Below are 16,447 nucleotides of genomic sequence, written 5' to 3'. Positions count from 1 at the left end.
GTTGGTGGCGCGTGTTGCGCGGGGCGGCCGTAACTTTACACAACCGAGACTTAGGTGTTTAGATTTTTCGACTGAATAAGTGAGGTGGCTGATGGATTTGCCAACATTGTTCGAAGTCCTCGCGGCCAGTTTTGACGGTCCCGAAGATATTGAGAAACATGCGCAAGACGCGCTTCGCACAGCTGATTTTGCAACGCAAACCACCTATGATGTGCATCCTCTAACAGAGCCGTTCACTACCGTTATGTCACACCCTGACGCACATCCCGTCTGCAGCGTTATTGGGCAAACTCCACTGCCTTGGGCACCTCCGGAAACATCTTCTGATCCGCTTTACATCGCGCATAGCCTGCCGAAGGTGAATGTGGAATTGTTGGGCCCCGACGGTCTGGTCAAGTCAGAGAAGGTCCGGTTGGGGCTCTATGGCATGTTGCCTAATTTCGAATATGGCATACGGAGCCACCCCGCCGAAGAGGTGTTTGTCATGTTTGCAGGGCAAGCCTTCTGGAAACGAGGTGCGGCAGCCTACGAAATCCTTGGACCGGGCGGGCGATCCTATCATCCTTCGATGATGCCTCATGCCAACAAGACTGGAGAAATGGCGTTCTTATCGGCCTATGTTTGGCATGGCGACGTGTCGACCGAGCAGTATGTTTATGATGGATATCCTGACGCCTAGGTTCAGCACATTGGCAGCGTGGTCACGATGCCGTTCGAAACGCTGCCATCTTGGACTTGAACTGTTACCGCCTGACCTGCATCCCAAAACGCACGATCTATCATGGATTGCCCAACATTACATTTCAGGCGCGGAGACCAGATGGCAGAGGTGATCTGACCCACGCGCTTGTTGCCAACCATCACAGGCCAAGGTTTGGAACAAGTCGGGCAGTGCCCACCGTCAAATGTTACACCGCGCATTTCACGCGTCACACCCTTTGCCGCGATATCCTGCAAAGCCTTGCGCCCGATGTAGTCAATTGAGCCATCGGTCACGCAAAACTTGCCATGCCCAATCTCAAACGGGTTGTTCTCGCGCGTGAACTCATTGCCGTATGACAAAAGGCCGCCTTCAATCCGCTCTATCAGGTTGGGGCAACCGGGGGTGATGTTATGCGCTTGACCTGCGTCCCAGATGGTGTCCCAGAGTGCCGTTCCCAGATGCCCCCCCTCCAGATATATCTCGAACCCGCCTTGGCGGGAATAGCCCGAGCGGGCGATCAATTGTCTGGTGCCCTGAAAGTCGACCCAGCCGTATTTGAAAAAGCCGACATCGCGGATATGCGCGCCGAAAAGCTCTGCCAGCAGATCTTCGGCCTTTGGACCTTGCACAGCCAGTGGCGACACATCAGGTTCGCTCACCGCGACATCCTGACCACGCCCCAAGGCAAGACCCATCGCATAAAGCAAAACGTCACTGTCTGCGATGGACAGCCAGAACCGGTCCTCTGCCAGTTTCAACATGACGGGATCGTTGATCATGCCACCCTGTGCATCGATGATCGGAATGTAAAAACAGTCGCCGATCTTTGCGCGGGCGATATTGCGCGGTGTCATCAATTGTACAAGGGCAGCAGCATCCGGCCCCGCAATCTGGACCTGACGCTGGCAGGAGACATCCCAGATCTGGACGTGGGCCCGCAGGTGCCAGTAATCCTCCTCCAGCGTGGGCTGGAACGCCTTGGGCAGCAGCATGTGATTGACGACGGAAAAGCCCCTCACACCGTTCTGTTCGACACGGTCGGTATAAGGCGTGCGGCGGATGCGCCGCGACATGTTCAGGCCGTCCATCAGCGTGAGGTCCACATCGAATAGGAATTGGGGTTCAAGATAACCGGCATATGATATGCGCCTTCGGGGTCAGTCATGGCAAAGCGCAGCGCGATTTGCGTGACCGCAGCGGGCATGTTGCGGGCGGCCCAATAGCCGGCAGTGTCAAAGACCAATTCATACATCGCGTCAGGATCAATGTCTTTGGCGTCGATGTTTTCTGATAACCGGCCGCCTTCATCCATCTGCGCGGTAAAGGTCACGGTGCTTGTGGTCAGGTTCGTCAATGTCACAGGAATCTCGCCCGCATGGGTGCCATCAGTGCCATTGAGCGTATGCGAAGTAAGAGTTGCCATTATTCAATCGAAGCCTTGTCCCGTTTATCCGAAGTTGCGGCCACAATCGGGCTGATCACACCGCGACATTTGACATTCACAATGGCAGTTTTGCCGCTGGCCATCGCCCGTTGCAAGGCGGGGGCAAGTTGGTCGCGTGTTTCCACCAATTCACCATGCCCACCTAGACCTTCGCACATCGCATGGAACGGAATATCGCGGAAATCGGTGGCAAAGTGTTTGCCGTTCGCAAACAGGCGTTCTTGTTGCTGCGAAATACAGTCCAGACCGCCATTGTTGTCGATCACGATGGTGATGGGCAGATTGTCCTGAAAGGCGGATTCAATCGACAGGCCGCCAGACAGAAACGCGCCATCGCCGGAGATCACTACCACATTGCGATTTGGATGCAGCGCCTTGGCAGAGACGCCAAAGGACACCCCAACCCCAAGCAAAGAGTAATTGCCGGGGTGCATGATCCCGCCCAGTTTCTGCCCGCGCCATCCGGCCATGTTCACCGCGATCTCTGACCAGAAATGAGTGTTGCCGCCGTCAAAGATCAGCCAGTCGTTGTCGCCCATTTGCTCCTGCACGTCCAGTGACAGTTGCAGAGGGTGCATCTTGCCGGGCTTGGCGCTCTCGGCTTCGATATGGGCGTACCATTCATCCACCCAAGCAGCTCGGCGGGTCCGTTGCAGATCAAACCATTCGGGCCACATTTTGCCCACACCGCTCAAGGCCTTAAGGAAGGCGCCGGGATCGCAGAGCAGCACCTCGTCGGCGGCTTGATTGTATTCTAATTCTTCGTGGCTGCCGTTGATGCAGACCAGTGTTTGATCCTTAGTGAAAAACGGCGGATTGCCAAAGTTCATTTGATTGTCCAGACGCCCCCCGATCATCAGGACCAAATCAGCCTCGTGAATGGCGGGTTTCGACGGGTGATACTGGTGAAAATCCGCAAGGCCCATATAGGCCTCACATTCTTCGCCAAGCAGTTTGGAATGATAAGGAACGTTAAAAATCGGTAGGCGCAGGGCTTTACCGACCTGTTCCAGCTTGTCCTCGGACTTGGACCACCAGACGCCATGACCACCGATGATAACGGGACGCTTTGCGTTGTTCACCTTCTCCAAAACCACGCCTAAGGCGGTAGGGTCAGGCCATGCACGCGGGGCAGGGCGATCCGTGCGGTTGAACGGGCGCTCGTCCAGTCCCGCATCGGGCGCGAAGGATGAGAACATGATGTCCACCGGCAATGAGATATGGACAGGGCCGGGGTAGCCGGTTGTTGCGGCGGTCCATGCGCGGTTTACAAACTCGCTGATCCGTTCGCCATCGGTGATCTGGGCGGAATACTTGACCAAGGGGGCCGCAATGGCGACATCGTCGATCTCTTTGAAACCGCCCGCACCCTGACGTTTGAGCGTTGATGATCCGGTGACAAAAATGACCGGGCTGCGTTCGCCGCCTGCCTCCAGCATCGCAGGCACGGCGTTGGCAAAGCCTTCGGGGCCGACAAGGCAAACGACGGGTTTGCGGGTGATGCGGGCGTGACCATCGGCCAAATGCCCTGCGATCTGTTCATGAGGGGTGTTGATGACCGGCATCTGACATTCCATGAACCCTTCAAGTGCTGGATTGCAAAAGCCACCGGCCAGCGTGAACACATGGTCCACCCCTTTTTCTTTGAGGGCGCGGGCCAGCAAAGCGCCGCCTCTGATCATTTTGGAATCCGTCATTGGATATGTCCCCCTTCAGGTTTTGGCGGCGAGCCGCAAGGCCGCCTGTGTTTTCGTTTCCGCATCAACGTGCGCGTGACCCGCGTCTTGGAAAATGACATAGGGTCCAAGCTGGTCAATCGAAGTGATGCCCAATTGCGCCATCACAACACTGATATCTGTCGCAAAGCAGCTCAGAAGCGCGTTCAGACCGGCCGCGCCTTCGGCCCCCAAAGCAAAGAGGGCAGGGCGCCCAATCATCACAAAATCAGCACCAAGGGCGAGCGCCTTGACGATGTCTTCACCATTGCGAATGCCACTGTCGAACAACAGCGGGAATTCAGGACCAACAGCGGCACGGATCAGTGGCAAAAGCCGGATCGCGGGGGGAACGCTGTCCAACTGCCGCCCGCCATGGTTCGAGACATAGATTGCGTCGGCCCCCAAACTGCGGATGCGGAGTGCATCCGCCGCAGATGTCACACCTTTGACAATCAGCTTGCCCGGCCATTTGCCCCGCAGCCGCTCCAGAAACGCCCAGTCAGCACCAGACCGGCTTGCCCCGCGATCAAAGGTGTTGCTGCCTTTACTGTCGGTAAAGTTCATCGGGCGTGGCGCACCTGCAGCCAGCGTGCTTAGAGACCAGCTTGGGTGGGTAGCGAAGTCCCAGAATGCGCGGGGCGTCATGGCAAAGGGAACCGTGAAGCCATTGCGCAGATCGCGCACCCTGCGAGAAACCTGCGGCACATCCACCGTCAAGATCAGCGTTTCATATCCGGCAATTTGGGCACGTTCGACCATGGCAAGAGATGCCTCTTGAGAACCTCCGAAGTAAAGCTGGAACCACGCGTGCGATCCCGCCATGCGCGCCATATCTTCAATTGAGGTGGAGGCGGCAGAGGACAGACCCATGGGGAAATCCATGGCCTGTGCGGCACTTGCAATCGACGCGTCGGCCATTGGATGCACAAGATTGCACATGCCCATAGGGGCGATCCCAAATGGCACTTTGTAGGACTGCCCCATCAAAGTCGTGGCCAGAGAACACTGTGCGACGTCTGCCATTACACGGGGTTGCAGCATGACGTTATCGAACTGAGAGACATTGCGTGCCGTGCCGACCTCGCGCCCCGCCGCCCCTTCGACAAAATCAAAGACGAGCCGGGGCAGCCGCCGCTTAGCCAGCCGCCTTGCGTCTTCGGTCGAAAATATGTCGCTGCTTTTCTGCATTGTGCGCGCACGTGCCTTGGGATCTGTTTGAGCTGCCTCAGACTACAAAGAGTTTGGCGGGCCGGACCAATCGAATAATCTCTCTAACTCATACGTCAGGCCTATGTTTTTCCGCAGCCATACGCCCAACGAATGAGTCGCCTCGCGGATTCGATTAGTTAAGAATTCGAAATAAGGTTTACGCTGGGAACAGGTGAGGAGGTTTTACCTGCGCCTCACATATTGCGCTTGAACGCTTTGCAACAGGAACGTTGGGCGCGCATCGTTTGGGAGGACGCAATGAAATTTCTAATATCAACACGGACACTCAAAGTGGGCTGGGCAGCACTCGCTGCCGGCGCGCTATCCCTATTGTTCGCGAGTGCCGCGAGCGCACAGGAATATACTGCGCGACTGTCGGTGCACTGGGGACCAACACACCATAGTGCAATTCACGCCAAGATGTTCGCTGACGAGGTGAACAAACGCGCCGATGGGCGGCTTCGTATCGACTATTTTCCGTCCGGTCAGCTTTTTGGCATCCGCGAGCAACTTGGCGCGGTTACGTCCGGCGCTGTTGAGATGGGCGGCATTGTCGCTGTGGTGTCGTTCCCGCCGATCAACAAGAATTTTAATGTGGTTTCGATCACCGGTATGTTCGACAGCTATGGCGAGCAGCGCGCATTCTTTCAGGACGATCCAACTGGCAAGGCCGTTTGGGATGACATTACAACGAAATCAGACTCTGTACTGTTGATGTATGACCCCGTTGGTCCTGTGATGACCTTCTCATCACAGGAATTGAATGGCGTGAAGTCGATGTCAGGCTTAAAGGCGCGGGCCTTGATCGGGGCAGAGCGGCCGATGTGGGAGGCACTTGGCGCCAACACGGTGTCCATGCCGACGGGAGAAGTCTATTCTGGTCTGCAAACCGGTATTATCGACACGATCAACAGCCCTCCAGGTTCCATCCGCGCGTTCAGCTGGTGGGAATACCTTACTCATGGTCAAAAGCCGTACCAATACTACGCGGATGCTTACATCATGGCGAACAAGACATGGTTCAACGAGCTCCCTCAAGACTTGCAGCAATTGCTGATCGACGTGGGCCAAGAGGTCGGCCAGATTTCGACTGACGAGATCCTGAAGACAGGCGAGGAAACGCTGGCAGAATTTCAAGAACGTGGCGGGATCGTCACCGAACTCGAAGGCGACGCGCTGGCCGAATTCAACACGTTGATGAGCGACAAAGTGATGCCAGTCATCGCAGAGACAGTTGATGCAGATGTTATCGCAGCAGCATCTGCTTTCACCGCCAACTGAGACGAATGAAACTGAACGCCTGCGCAGTCTGTGTGGGCGTCACACTAACACCTGCGGGGCTATTTCCTAATGACACCGATCTTGTCGTTAATGCGTATCCTCAACGGCGCGCTTGAAAAACTCACCGCTGTGACATCTTCCAGCCTTGCGGCGATTATGGTTCTGGCCCTGACCGGAAGCGCAGTGACACGCTATGTCAGCGGCACCGGGTACGACTGGTTCATCGAATTGCCCCCGGCGTTGGTGCCTTGGATGGTTTTTCCGCTTCTGGGGCCGTTGCTGCGGTCAGGATCGCATATTCAGGTCGACCTGCTGCCTACTTTCTTAGAGGGCAAGGCGGCGCTGTGGCTCAAGTTGTTTGTCTATTCACTGATGATTTTGGGGTCATTGATTTTCCTGCAAGCGGGGAATGAGGCTGTCGCTTTGTTCCGGCGTCTTGGCCAACTCATGGAACTGGAAATCGAACTGCCGATCTGGTGGATGTATTTGGCGTTTCCAACCGGTTTTTTCATTCTTTTGCTCTTCTCATTTGAGTTGTGGCTAGAGACGCTCCGTGACCTGACAACCCGTGAAGGAACCGCATCATGAACGCCGCTGCGACGTTATTTTCTATGCTCTTGCTGCTTTTGTCGGTGCCGATCTTTATGGTCTTTGGCCTTGGCAGTGCTTCAGTGGCGATACTGGGCATGGACCTTCCATGGTCCACACTTATTCAGGTCTCCTTTGGATCGATGACCAAACATGTGCTGATCGCGGTGCCGTTGTTCATTTTCACCGGCATGGTCATGCTGCGCGGTGGTGCCGCCGCACGGCTGGTGCATTTTGCCACCACGTTGGTTGGCCATTGGCCCGGTGGTCTAGGGTTGGCGATGATCCTTGCTATGGGTTTTTTCGCAGCGTTCTGCGGATCTATTCTGGCGGCGATTACCGCGGTAGGTACGATTATGATCCCAAAGATGGTCGAACAAGGCTATCCAAAACCCTTTGTCATCGTGCTTGCAGCCTCTGCTGCGTTTCTGGAATCGCTGATCCCACCGTCTAACGCAGCGATCCTGTTCAGCGCGCTGACCGATGTGCCAGTGTCGCGCACATTTGCCGCGGGTTTCGTGCCGGGCCTTGTTTTGCTAGTTCTTTTGTCCATCGTTGTCACATGGCGCTGCCGCAATCTGCGCAATCCTGAGAAGGCGACCGCCGCTGAGCGTTTGTCAGCCTTCCGCTCCGCCTTACCAGGATTATTCACGCCAGTTATCATTCTGGGTGGCATTTATGCTGGATTACTAACGCCCTCTGAATCTGCCGCCGTTGCGGGTATCTGGGCCATTCTGATCGGTGTTTTGATCTACCGGGAGCTGACGTTTCGCGGGCTTTTAGACGCTTTGCATCAGACCGCGCGGATCACTGCTGTGATCTTTTCGATCATCGCGATGGCCACCTTCTTGAGCGTTGTTCTGACCTATAGTCAGGCGCCGCAAAAGCTGATCGCCTTTTTCACTGAAATGGGTGGCACGCCGATGGCATTTTGGCTGGCTGTTGCGGTGATTTGCCTGATCCTTGGCACCTTCGTTGAGATTGTGCCGGTGTTTTATCTGACCGTGCCAATCTTTGCCGCACTGGCCTTGTCGCTGGGTCTGGATATCCTGCATCTCTATATCGTCTTTGTCGCATTTGCCGGCATCGGGATGATCACGCCGCCCGTCTGTGTCGGCATCTACACCGCCGCAGGTGTCGCCAAAGAGAGCCCCGAGAAAGCGTTCCGCGAAGTGCCGCTGTTTGTCGGTGTCGGGATCATTTTTGGAATGCTGATGATCGCTTTTCCACAGGCTGCGACATGGTTGCCTAATCTGCTTAACTAAGCTCGGCGCTCAGCTTTTCGACCTGATCCACCCGCTGTTGCAATTGCTGGCCAAAGAGGTCGACAAATTTCAACGCCTCGCGTGACAGTTCCTCGCGACGGGCGGCAACAACAGCGACAAAATAGGTCAGCTTTTGTTTGATTGGCCGAAACACCACGCCGCCCATGCGCACAGCCTGTTCTGCTGAAAATGGATCGGCAATGGCCAGCACAGAGGCTTCGCGCACCAAAGCGCCGGCCAAAGGCATATTGGCAACAGAAAGACGTGAACGTGCACGCAAAGTGTCCGAAAGCTCAGGATCTATCGACATCATTGAATCTGGGTAGCTGGCACCAAAGGTGACAAAAGTCCCTGTCTTGGCGACTTCTTCAAGATCGACAAGCCCGTATTCATTTGCCAATGGGTGCTCTTCCGGCATCAGGCAAACATAGGCAACTGATGTTTGAAACAAGACTTCGACTCCGGCATAATCCGGCTCGCGTCCGACAATTCCCAGATCAAGCTGGCGCATCTGAACCGCATCCAGAATGGCAGGCGTATTGCGCGTTTGCACGACAAACTCAATATCGGGGTTCTCATGGTAAAGACGGCTGATCGCTTTGGGCAGCTCAATCGTCGCGATAGATTGGATCGCCCCGATGGAGATTGTGCCGCCCTGCGATGTCCGAATGGATTTCGCCAAATCTTGCAGACGATCAATGCCCACGAACATGCCTTCCACACCTTCGTAGAAATGCCGCCCTTCCACTGTGGGCGTCAATCCGCGCCCCACCCGCAAGAACAGAGGAAACCCGGCTGACTGCTCAAGATCCGCGATCAACCTACTGACACTGGGCTGAGAGATATGCATCATCCTGGCTGCTTCGGTAATAGAACCACAGCGGATGGTTGCTCTGAATGCCTCTAGTTGACGCAGGTTCATTGGCGACGGTCCCTCAGTTTATTCTATGAGTTACCCTAATTCATTTCCTTTATCTCTGTATAGGTGGAAGCTTTCCATCGGTTTTAGCTATGGGTGCATCTGCTAATTTGATTGGCTGCGGCACAGGCGGTTTTCTAAACTCCTTCATGAACGCTTCCGCATTCCAATCAATTGGCCGGTGCTAAATGACTGAATTTGACCTTCCCCGTTCACCTTGGATGGATGACGAGCTTGAAATGTTAAGCGACGCTTGTCGGCAGTTTTATGAACGCGAATGCGCGCCACACTACGACGAATGGGAGGCGCAGGGATCGTTTAGCCGCGCGCTGTGGGAAAAGGCAGGCGAAATGGGGCTGTTGGGGGCAGAGGTGCCCGAAGAGTTTGGCGGGCTGGGCGGCAGTTTTGCCCATGACGCGGTGATTGCATATCAAGGAAATTTGGCAGGGATTGATGGTTGGGGCGGTGGGCTGCACAATTCCATCGTGATCCCTTATCTCATTCACTATGGTTCGGATGAGCAGAGACATTCAATTCTGCCCCGTATGATCTCAGGCGACCTGATCGGCGCGATTGCGATGACTGAACCCGGCGCAGGGTCGGATTTGCAAAATATCAAAACCACGGCTGTCAAAGACGGCAATCACTACAAGATTTCCGGCTCAAAGACCTTCATCACCAATGGTGCTTTGGCGAATATGATTATTGTCGCGGCTAAGACGGACCCATCGGCAGGCGGGCGCGGCACATCGTTGTTTTTGGTTGAAACCGACGGGCTTGAGGGGTTTCGCAGGGGCCGTAACCTCGACAAGTTAGGCATGAAATCAAACGACACATCCGAATTGTTCTTCGATGACATGCGAGTTCCGGCCGCGGCATTGCTGGGCCCGGAAGAGGGGCAGGGGTTTGCGCAGATGATGCAGCAATTGCCACAAGAACGCCTACTGATTGGCGTTTACGCAGTGGCGCGGATAGAACGTGCGCTAAAGATCACGCTTGAGTACGTCAAAGAGCGTGCGGCCTTCGGTAAGAAGATTGCCGAGTTCCAGAACACTCAGTTTGTGCTGGCCGAATGCGCAACCGAAGCGACGATCGCCAAGACGTTTCTGGATGCCTGCATCAGCGAACATCTGGTCGGCAAGTTGACCACGGAAAAAGCATCCATGGCGAAATATTGGCTGACTGACTTGCAGGCCAAAATCATCGATCGGTGCCTGCAACTGTTCGGCGGCTACGGCGTCATGGCGGAATACCCGCTAGAACGTATGTACCGCGACAACCGGATTGAACGGATTTATGCGGGGACAAACGAGATCATGAAGCTTGTCATCGCCCGTGGATTGTTAAAGGACTGATCATGACCGACGATATCGTGCTTGAGGCCCGTCGAAACAAAGTTGCGCATCTCACCATGAACCGACCCGGTGCGCGCAACAGCCTGTCTATGGCGATGCTGGAACGGCTGCATTCCGAGATAGTTGACCTTGGCAGGGCCCACGACGTTTACGTGATTGTCATCAATGCGAACGGCCCCGGATTTTGCGCGGGCCATGATTTGAAAGAGCTTACTGCAGCGCGTGCGCAGGCCGATAAGGGCCTCGCGTTTTTTGAAGAAACCATGGCCAAATGCGCGCGTCTGATGCAGGCGATTGTGAGCTGTCCAAAACCCGTCATCGCACAGGTTCATGGCATTGCGACCGCCGCTGGATGTCAATTGGTTGCGAGTTGCGATCTGGCAGTTGCAGCGGATAATGCGCGGTTTGCGACACCGGGGGTGAACATCGGTCTGTTCTGCTCGACACCTATGGTTGCTTTGTCGCGCAATGTGTCACGCAAGGCCGCAATGGAGATGCTGCTGACTGGTGACATGATCCCCGCTGATCAAGCCTTGCAGTTTGGTCTTGTGAACAAAGTTGTTACCGCAGGTGAGCTGGAAGCGGCGACAAACGCCCTTGCCAACAAGATTGCAGCAAAGGCTCCCGCAACCTTGCTTATCGGAAAAGAAGCTTTTTATCATCAGATTGAGATGCCATTGGTAGATGCGTATGACCATGCTTCTAGGGTGATGGTTGCAAATATGATAGAGCCGGATGCTGAAGAGGGCATTGGTGCCTTTGTTGAAAAACGCGAGCCAAATTGGCGGCCTCTATCGGCTGATACGCACGGATAATTATCGGAGAATACCAGATGGAATGTTGTGGTCCTGGCTATGCCTCACCTTCGGACGCGATCAAAGCACCGCGCGAAAAGCTGCTGTATACAATTGCTATCTACACCGGAACGGGCATTCAAAAGCCGGATTATCTGGCGACCGTGGACGTTGATCCTGACAGCCCGACCTATTCTCAAGTGATCCACCGATTGGAAATGCCCGGCATCGGGGATGAGTTGCATCACATGGGCTGGAACGCTTGTTCGTCGTGCTTTGAAGATGAAAACATGTCACGCAAATACCTGATCCTGCCGGGTGTGCGGTCAAACAATCTGCATATCGTGGACACCGCGACCGACCCGCGTGCGCCGCGTTTGCACAAGGTGATCGAGGGGGCACAGATCAAATCCCAGACCAACCTAAGCGGCCCGCATACAGTGCATTGTTTGGGGTCCGAGATCATCATCTCGATGCTCGGCAACGCTAAAGGCGAAGCGCCCGGTGGTTATCTACATCTAGACAAAGAATTTGAGATACAAGGCCGCTGGGAAAACTCCATGGGCGACATCAAGTTCGGCTATGACTTTTGGTATCAGCCGCGTCACAACGTGATGGTTTCCTCGGAATGGGCGGCACCCAATACATTCATGCCGGGCTTTGATCTGGAGGAAGTCGGACACCTGAAATACGGGCGCGAGCTGCACTTCTGGGATTTCGAGGCGCGCGAGCCTGTGGAGAGCTTTTATCTTGGCGAGGATGGTTTGCTGCCGCTGGAGGTCAAATTCCACCATGATCCTGACAGCACCCATGGGTTTTGCGGCGCGGCGCTTTCCACCAATGTGATCCATTGGTGGAAGAATGACGCTGGCAAATGGCAATGGGAAAAGATCATTGATGTAGAGAATGAGCAGCATCCCGACTGGCCGATCCCTCTGCCCGGCGTGATGAGTGCGATCTTGATCTCGATGGATGACAAATACCTCTACCTCAACAACTGGCTGCACGGCGATATGCGCCAGTATGACATCAGTGATCCGCACAATCCGGTTCTGACGGGGCAAGTGTTTATGGGCGGTCTTTTGGGCAAAGCGCCATCGGTCAATGGGGTAGACGTCGCAGGTGGGCCGCAGATGTTCCAACTGTCGCTGGACGGCAAGCGACTTTATGTGACGACGTCGCTGTTCAGCACGTGGGACAATCAATTTTATCCTGAAATTCGCGAGAAAGGCGGCGTCATGGTACAGATTGACTGTGACCCGGTGAATGGCGGCATGAAGATCAACGAGGACTTCATCGTTGACTTTGGCCAAGAACCAAACGGACCCAGCCGTTGCCATGAGGCGCGCTATCCCGGTGGGGATTGCACAAGCGATATTTGGCTGTGACGACCCATACCGTCACCATCGCCAACCGCGAAAGCGCGACCTATCAGGTTAATGCCCGCCGTCCATTGCTGGAGCAATTGCGCGATCAGGGCGTCGATCTGCCCTATGGCTGCGAGTACGGCGGCTGCATCACCTGTGCTGCTAAACTTGTCGAAGGTGAGGTGGACCAGCGTCGTCAGGTTGCCCTAAACAACCGGCAAATAGACAATGGTTATGTGATCCTTTGCGTTGCGCGCGCGACCTCTGACATCACGTTGGAAATCGGTGTAGATAGCCACGACAAGCTTTACCGCAACCCGTTTCTGGATCCACTCAAACCACATGAATTAAAGGCGGACATTGCGATGCCACAGCCCTCAAGCAGCAAAGCGATAGGGCAAGAAAAGGAGGGGTAATGCCCGAAGCAGACGTTGATCACATCTACGACTACGACCCTAAATACCTGGCGGACATTCTTGCGTCGGTCAAAACCATTGCGATGGTTGGCGCCAGTGCTGACAAGACCAAGTTCAGCTATGGTGTGCTGCGCCAGCTGAACGAGATCGGATATGACATCTTGCCGGTGAACCCCAACCCTAACGTGAGCGAAATCCGTGGCCTCAAGGTATACCGGTCACTGGCTGAGATCGACAAACCGGTTGATATGGTTGACGTGTTCCGCCCCAAAGAAGAGCTTTATAGCTTTGCCGAGCAAGCCATCGCCATTGGCGCAAAGGTGCTTTGGGGACAGATCGGCGTTTATGATGACAACGCCGCGCGCCTTGCTGAAGGCGCGGGCCTGCAGGTCGTCATGAACCGCTGCCCGAAAATCGAACTGTTCAGACCTTTCTGGAAGCCACGGCTGGACCTCAAGATCTAATCAACCGTGCAGTGCAATAGTGTTGCTGCGATTTGGAATGCACAAGAAGGAGACCGCTGTCATGGCGCAGAATATCACGAAAAGCTCTAAGGATATTGTCAAAGACGCTTTGGCGGCAGTGCCTGCAATCAGTGTGGACGACGCAATGTCGCTGGTCGAAAGCGACACGCACGTCTTTGTTGATCTGCGGGACGGCTTGGAGCAAGCAAAATCAGGCATCATCCCGGGCGCTGTTGCTTCGTCAAGGGGCATGATGGAGTTCCACATCGACCCGGAAAGCCCTGTCCATAAGCCAGAGTTCAACCAAGACAAAACTTACGTCTTCTACTGCGCCTCTGGTGGGCGCTCCGCACTTGCGGCCAAAGTCGCCATTGAGATGGGCCTGTTACCGGTCGTAAACATGGCAGGCGGCGTTGCCGCATGGAAAAAGGCCGGTGGACCTCTTAAAACTTAAACTGCGACAGACAAGGTGAGACAATGAAACCAACTGACCGGGATCTGCTGACATCCAGCCATTGGGGCACCTACCGGGTAGAAGTAGCGGACGGCCGGGTGACGGCCTTACGTGATTTTGAGGAAGATCCTGATCCGTCGCCGATCGGCCACGGCATTGTTGACGTTCTGGAAGGACCAACGCGGATCACGACCCCGATGGTGCGCAAAAGCTGGTTAGAGGGCGGGCCCGGCACAGCAGGAGAAAAACGTGGCGAGGAAGACTTCGTTGCGGTGACTTGGGAAGTAGCCAACAAACTGGTCGCAGATGAATTGAACCGGGTCCGTCAGGATTTTGGCAATCAAGCGATTTACGCCGGTTCCTATGGCTGGGCCAGTGCCGGAAGATTCCACCATGCGCAAAGCCAGTTGAAACGGTTTCTGAACTGCATCGGCGGCTGCACGAGTTCGAAAAACACCTATTCCTTTGCAGCTGCCGAAGTTGTGGTGCCCCATATTCTGGGCACGTTCCGCGGCTTTCTTGACACTGCGACCAGTTGGGAATCCATCGCCTCGGACTGCGAGTTGTTTGTGGCTTTTGGCGGGGTGCCACTGAAAAACGGTCAGATCAGCCAAGGCGGCACTGGTGCACATGTTCAACGGGCAGGCGTGTCCGCCGCTCGTGACGCTGGCGTGCGCTTTGTCAATATTTCGCCACTACGATCAGACCTGATGGAAGAGGTCGAAGCTGAATGGTTGGCACCGCGCCCCTCAACGGATGCCGCGCTGATGCTGGGCTTGGCGCATACGCTGCTGGCAGAAGGCTTGCAGGAACAAACCTTCCTTGATCGCTATACAACCGGTTTTGACCGCTTCACCAGGTATCTGAACGGGGCGGCGGATGGGATAGCCAAGAACGCTGCCTGGGCTGCCGACATTTGTGCACTGCCTGCCGACACGATCCGCGATCTTGCGCGGCGCATGGCGGGTAGCCGCACGATGATTTCAGTGGCATGGTCGCTGACCCGCCAAGACCATGGGGAACAACCATTCTGGGCCGGGATCACCCTTGCAGCGATGTTGGGTCAAATGGGCCTTCCGGGAACCGGTATCGGCTTTGGCTATTCAGCGATGAACAATATCGGATTGAACCGGCACCAACTTGATTTTGCATCCTTCCCGCAAGGCGAAAACCCGGTAAAAGATTTCATTCCGGTGGCCCGCGTAACTGATTTGTTGGAAAATCCAGGTGGGCAATTTGACTACGACGGACAATCCTACGCATATCCTGATATTCGTCTGGTCTGGTGGGCCGGTGGCAATCCGTTTCATCACCATCAAGACTTGAACCGGATGCGCCTTGCGTGGGCGAAGCCAGACACGATTATCGCAAATGAATGGTGCTGGAACGCGCTGGCAAAACATGCGGATATTGTGCTGCCTTGTACCACACCGCTAGAGCGTTCTGACATCGCGATGTCACCAAAAGATCCATATCTGGTTGCGATGGATCAGGCTATAAAACCCATAGGGCAAGCGCGTGATGACCACCAGATATTCCGCGGCATTGCGACTGCCATGGCCGTGCATGACGCCTTTACCGAAGGCCGTTCTGCTGAGGAATGGCAACGCTGGATTTGGGACGTATCGCGCCAGCGGGTGTCCCAGTTCGGCATCGAATTGCCCAACTGGGACAGCTTCCAAAAGGATGGGTGGCTCAAGGTGCCAACACCCGACAAGCCCGAAATTATGATGGCGGATTTCCGCAAGGATCCTGACGCCAATCCCCTCGCGACGCCCAGTGGCAAGATCGAGATATTCTCGGATACGATCTCGGGCTTTGATTATGATGACTGCCCCGGCCACCCTATCTGGTTGGAGCCTTTAGAATGGTTAGGGAGCGCGGAACCGGACCAGTTGCACATGATCTCGAACCAACCACGCAACAAACTGCACAGCCAGCTTGACCACGGCCCTGTCAGCCGCGCGGATCGCCCACGCGGAGTGGAGCCGGTCACCATGCACCCCGAAGACGCAGCCAAACGAGACCTCCACGAGGGTCAAATCGTTCGCATTCATAACAAACGCGGCGCATGCCTCGCCGAGCTTAGAACCAACGCAGACATCCGCCTCGGCGTCATCCAAATCGCAACCGGTGCTTGGTTTGACCCTGACGGAGATACTTGTCGCAACGGCAATCCCAATACGCTAACGCCAGACAAGGGAAGCTCATCACTTGCTCAGGGTCCGATCGCGCATTCGTGTTTGGTGAAGGTCAGTTCGGCTTAGAGAAGTGGCGGAAAATACATGTCGTCAATATTATTAATTGCAAGGCAGCAGGATCAAAAAACTTAGCAACAGAGCCTGAAAGCTGAGCAAGGGGCGAAAACATTTCCCTTGCGATGGCAGCCGTCAATAATTGAATAATTGAATAGTTAACATAAGATTTGTGTGGATGCCCCGGTTACTGTGAGCGATTTCAAGGTCTTGGA

At 55.0% G+C, this 16,447-nt stretch carries 16 protein-coding genes; 11 read left to right on the top strand and 5 right to left on the bottom strand.

The window, feature by feature from the left end:
- Nucleotides 1-91: 91 nt before the first annotated feature.
- Nucleotides 92-679 (top strand): dimethylsulfonioproprionate lyase family protein, encoded by a 588-nt coding sequence (locus tag PFRI_RS14320; protein WP_072631391.1) that lies wholly within the window; start codon nt 92-94, stop codon nt 677-679.
- A 2-nt stretch (nt 680-681) separates the two neighbouring features.
- On the opposite strand, the gene PFRI_RS14315 is transcribed toward PFRI_RS14320, so the two are convergent.
- From PFRI_RS14315 to PFRI_RS14300, 4 genes are read right to left on the bottom strand one after another with little or no spacing between them, the layout of a single operon-like run.
- Complete coding sequence (locus tag PFRI_RS14315; RefSeq protein WP_072631390.1) at nt 682-1,791, bottom strand: dimethylsulfoniopropionate demethylase; 1,110 nt, start codon at nt 1,789-1,791, stop codon at nt 682-684.
- Entirely contained in the window at nt 1,791-2,126 is a 336-nt protein-coding gene (locus tag PFRI_RS14310) for a hydroxyisourate hydrolase (RefSeq protein WP_072631389.1), read from the bottom strand. The genes PFRI_RS14315 and PFRI_RS14310 overlap by 1 nt, the downstream gene beginning before the upstream one ends.
- Nucleotides 2,126-3,844 (bottom strand): thiamine pyrophosphate-binding protein, encoded by a 1,719-nt coding sequence (locus PFRI_RS14305; RefSeq protein ID WP_072631388.1) that lies wholly within the window; start codon nt 3,842-3,844, stop codon nt 2,126-2,128. Before PFRI_RS14305 ends, PFRI_RS14310 begins: the two co-directional genes overlap by 1 nt.
- Before the next feature lie 15 nt (nt 3,845-3,859).
- On the bottom strand, nt 3,860-5,053 hold the full coding sequence (locus PFRI_RS14300; RefSeq protein WP_072631387.1) for an alpha-hydroxy acid oxidase: 1,194 nt from the start codon (nt 5,051-5,053) through the stop codon (nt 3,860-3,862).
- A 279-nt stretch (nt 5,054-5,332) separates the two neighbouring features.
- Between PFRI_RS14300 and PFRI_RS14295 the strand changes: the two genes are divergently transcribed.
- From PFRI_RS14295 to PFRI_RS14285, 3 genes are all read left to right on the top strand, one after another.
- Nucleotides 5,333-6,355 carry a TRAP transporter substrate-binding protein gene (locus tag PFRI_RS14295; RefSeq protein ID WP_139292123.1) on the top strand — a complete coding sequence of 341 codons (1,023 nt, stop codon included), beginning with the start codon at nt 5,333-5,335 and terminating at the stop codon, nt 6,353-6,355.
- A gap of 69 nt (nt 6,356-6,424) precedes the next feature.
- Complete coding sequence (locus PFRI_RS14290; RefSeq protein ID WP_072631385.1) at nt 6,425-6,943, top strand: TRAP transporter small permease; 519 nt, start codon at nt 6,425-6,427, stop codon at nt 6,941-6,943.
- Nucleotides 6,940-8,208, top strand: coding sequence for a TRAP transporter large permease (locus PFRI_RS14285; RefSeq protein ID WP_072631384.1), 1,269 nt, complete (start codon nt 6,940-6,942; stop codon nt 8,206-8,208). Before PFRI_RS14290 ends, PFRI_RS14285 begins: the two co-directional genes overlap by 4 nt.
- On the opposite strand, the gene PFRI_RS14280 is transcribed toward PFRI_RS14285, so the two are convergent.
- Nucleotides 8,201-9,130 (bottom strand): LysR family transcriptional regulator, encoded by a 930-nt coding sequence (locus tag PFRI_RS14280; protein ID WP_072631383.1) that lies wholly within the window; start codon nt 9,128-9,130, stop codon nt 8,201-8,203. The two genes, PFRI_RS14285 and PFRI_RS14280, sit on opposite strands and share 8 nt — an antisense overlap.
- Nucleotides 9,131-9,315: 185 nt before the next feature.
- Here PFRI_RS14280 and PFRI_RS14275 point away from each other — a divergent pair, with 185 nt between their 5' ends.
- The 7 genes from PFRI_RS14275 to PFRI_RS14245 all read left to right on the top strand — a co-directional run bounded on the left by PFRI_RS14275 (nt 9,316) and on the right by PFRI_RS14245 (nt 16,244).
- Nucleotides 9,316-10,482, top strand: a complete 1,167-nt coding sequence (locus PFRI_RS14275; protein WP_072631382.1) for an acyl-CoA dehydrogenase family protein — start codon at nt 9,316-9,318, stop codon at nt 10,480-10,482.
- Nucleotides 10,483-10,484: 2 nt separating this feature from the next.
- Nucleotides 10,485-11,297, top strand: coding sequence for an enoyl-CoA hydratase (locus tag PFRI_RS14270; protein WP_072631381.1), 813 nt, complete (start codon nt 10,485-10,487; stop codon nt 11,295-11,297).
- Between the two features lie 17 nt (nt 11,298-11,314).
- Complete coding sequence (locus PFRI_RS14265; RefSeq protein WP_072631380.1) at nt 11,315-12,664, top strand: selenium-binding family protein; 1,350 nt, start codon at nt 11,315-11,317, stop codon at nt 12,662-12,664.
- Nucleotides 12,661-13,059 carry a 2Fe-2S iron-sulfur cluster-binding protein gene (locus PFRI_RS14260; protein WP_072631379.1) on the top strand — a complete coding sequence of 133 codons (399 nt, stop codon included), beginning with the start codon at nt 12,661-12,663 and terminating at the stop codon, nt 13,057-13,059. The genes PFRI_RS14265 and PFRI_RS14260 overlap by 4 nt, the downstream gene beginning before the upstream one ends.
- A complete protein-coding gene (locus tag PFRI_RS14255; protein ID WP_072631378.1) occupies nt 13,059-13,523 on the top strand; it encodes a CoA-binding protein in 465 nt (154 codons plus the stop codon). Before PFRI_RS14260 ends, PFRI_RS14255 begins: the two co-directional genes overlap by 1 nt.
- Nucleotides 13,524-13,584: 61 nt before the next feature.
- Nucleotides 13,585-13,977, top strand: a complete 393-nt coding sequence (locus PFRI_RS14250) for a rhodanese-like domain-containing protein (protein WP_072631377.1) — start codon at nt 13,585-13,587, stop codon at nt 13,975-13,977.
- 23 nt (nt 13,978-14,000) lie between these two features.
- Nucleotides 14,001-16,244, top strand: a complete 2,244-nt coding sequence (locus PFRI_RS14245) for a molybdopterin guanine dinucleotide-containing S/N-oxide reductase (protein WP_072631376.1) — start codon at nt 14,001-14,003, stop codon at nt 16,242-16,244.
- Nucleotides 16,245-16,447: the final 203 nt, after the last annotated feature.

It is taken from the genome of Planktotalea frisia, assembly GCF_001890925.1.
GTDB lineage: Bacteria > Pseudomonadota > Alphaproteobacteria > Rhodobacterales > Rhodobacteraceae > Planktotalea > Planktotalea frisia.
The sequence above is the reverse complement of the archived record's forward strand: the minus strand, read 5'-3'. Positions and strand labels throughout refer to the sequence as shown.

Bases quoted from the DNA above. Each gene is read 5' to 3' on its own strand.
- PFRI_RS14255 (WP_072631378.1), top strand. From the start codon at position 13,059: ATGCCCGAAGCAGACGTTGATCACATCTACGACTACGACCCTAAATAC.
- PFRI_RS14250 (WP_072631377.1), top strand. From the start codon at position 13,585: ATGGCGCAGAATATCACGAAAAGCTCTAAGGATATTGTCAAAGACGCT.
- PFRI_RS14245 (WP_072631376.1), top strand. From the start codon at position 14,001: ATGAAACCAACTGACCGGGATCTGCTGACATCCAGCCATTGGGGCACC.
- PFRI_RS14290 (WP_072631385.1), top strand. From the start codon at position 6,425: ATGACACCGATCTTGTCGTTAATGCGTATCCTCAACGGCGCGCTTGAA.
- PFRI_RS14275 (WP_072631382.1), top strand. From the start codon at position 9,316: ATGACTGAATTTGACCTTCCCCGTTCACCTTGGATGGATGACGAGCTT.
- PFRI_RS14295 (WP_139292123.1), top strand. From the start codon at position 5,333: ATGAAATTTCTAATATCAACACGGACACTCAAAGTGGGCTGGGCAGCA.
- PFRI_RS14305 (WP_072631388.1), bottom strand. From the start codon at position 3,844: ATGACGGATTCCAAAATGATCAGAGGCGGCGCTTTGCTGGCCCGCGCC.
- PFRI_RS14280 (WP_072631383.1), bottom strand. From the start codon at position 9,130: ATGAACCTGCGTCAACTAGAGGCATTCAGAGCAACCATCCGCTGTGGT.
- PFRI_RS14270 (WP_072631381.1), top strand. From the start codon at position 10,485: ATGACCGACGATATCGTGCTTGAGGCCCGTCGAAACAAAGTTGCGCAT.
- PFRI_RS14320 (WP_072631391.1), top strand. From the start codon at position 92: ATGGATTTGCCAACATTGTTCGAAGTCCTCGCGGCCAGTTTTGACGGT.
- PFRI_RS14300 (WP_072631387.1), bottom strand. From the start codon at position 5,053: ATGCAGAAAAGCAGCGACATATTTTCGACCGAAGACGCAAGGCGGCTG.
- PFRI_RS14310 (WP_072631389.1), bottom strand. From the start codon at position 2,126: ATGGCAACTCTTACTTCGCATACGCTCAATGGCACTGATGGCACCCAT.
- PFRI_RS14265 (WP_072631380.1), top strand. From the start codon at position 11,315: ATGGAATGTTGTGGTCCTGGCTATGCCTCACCTTCGGACGCGATCAAA.
- PFRI_RS14315 (WP_072631390.1), bottom strand. From the start codon at position 1,791: ATGGACGGCCTGAACATGTCGCGGCGCATCCGCCGCACGCCTTATACC.
- PFRI_RS14285 (WP_072631384.1), top strand. From the start codon at position 6,940: ATGAACGCCGCTGCGACGTTATTTTCTATGCTCTTGCTGCTTTTGTCG.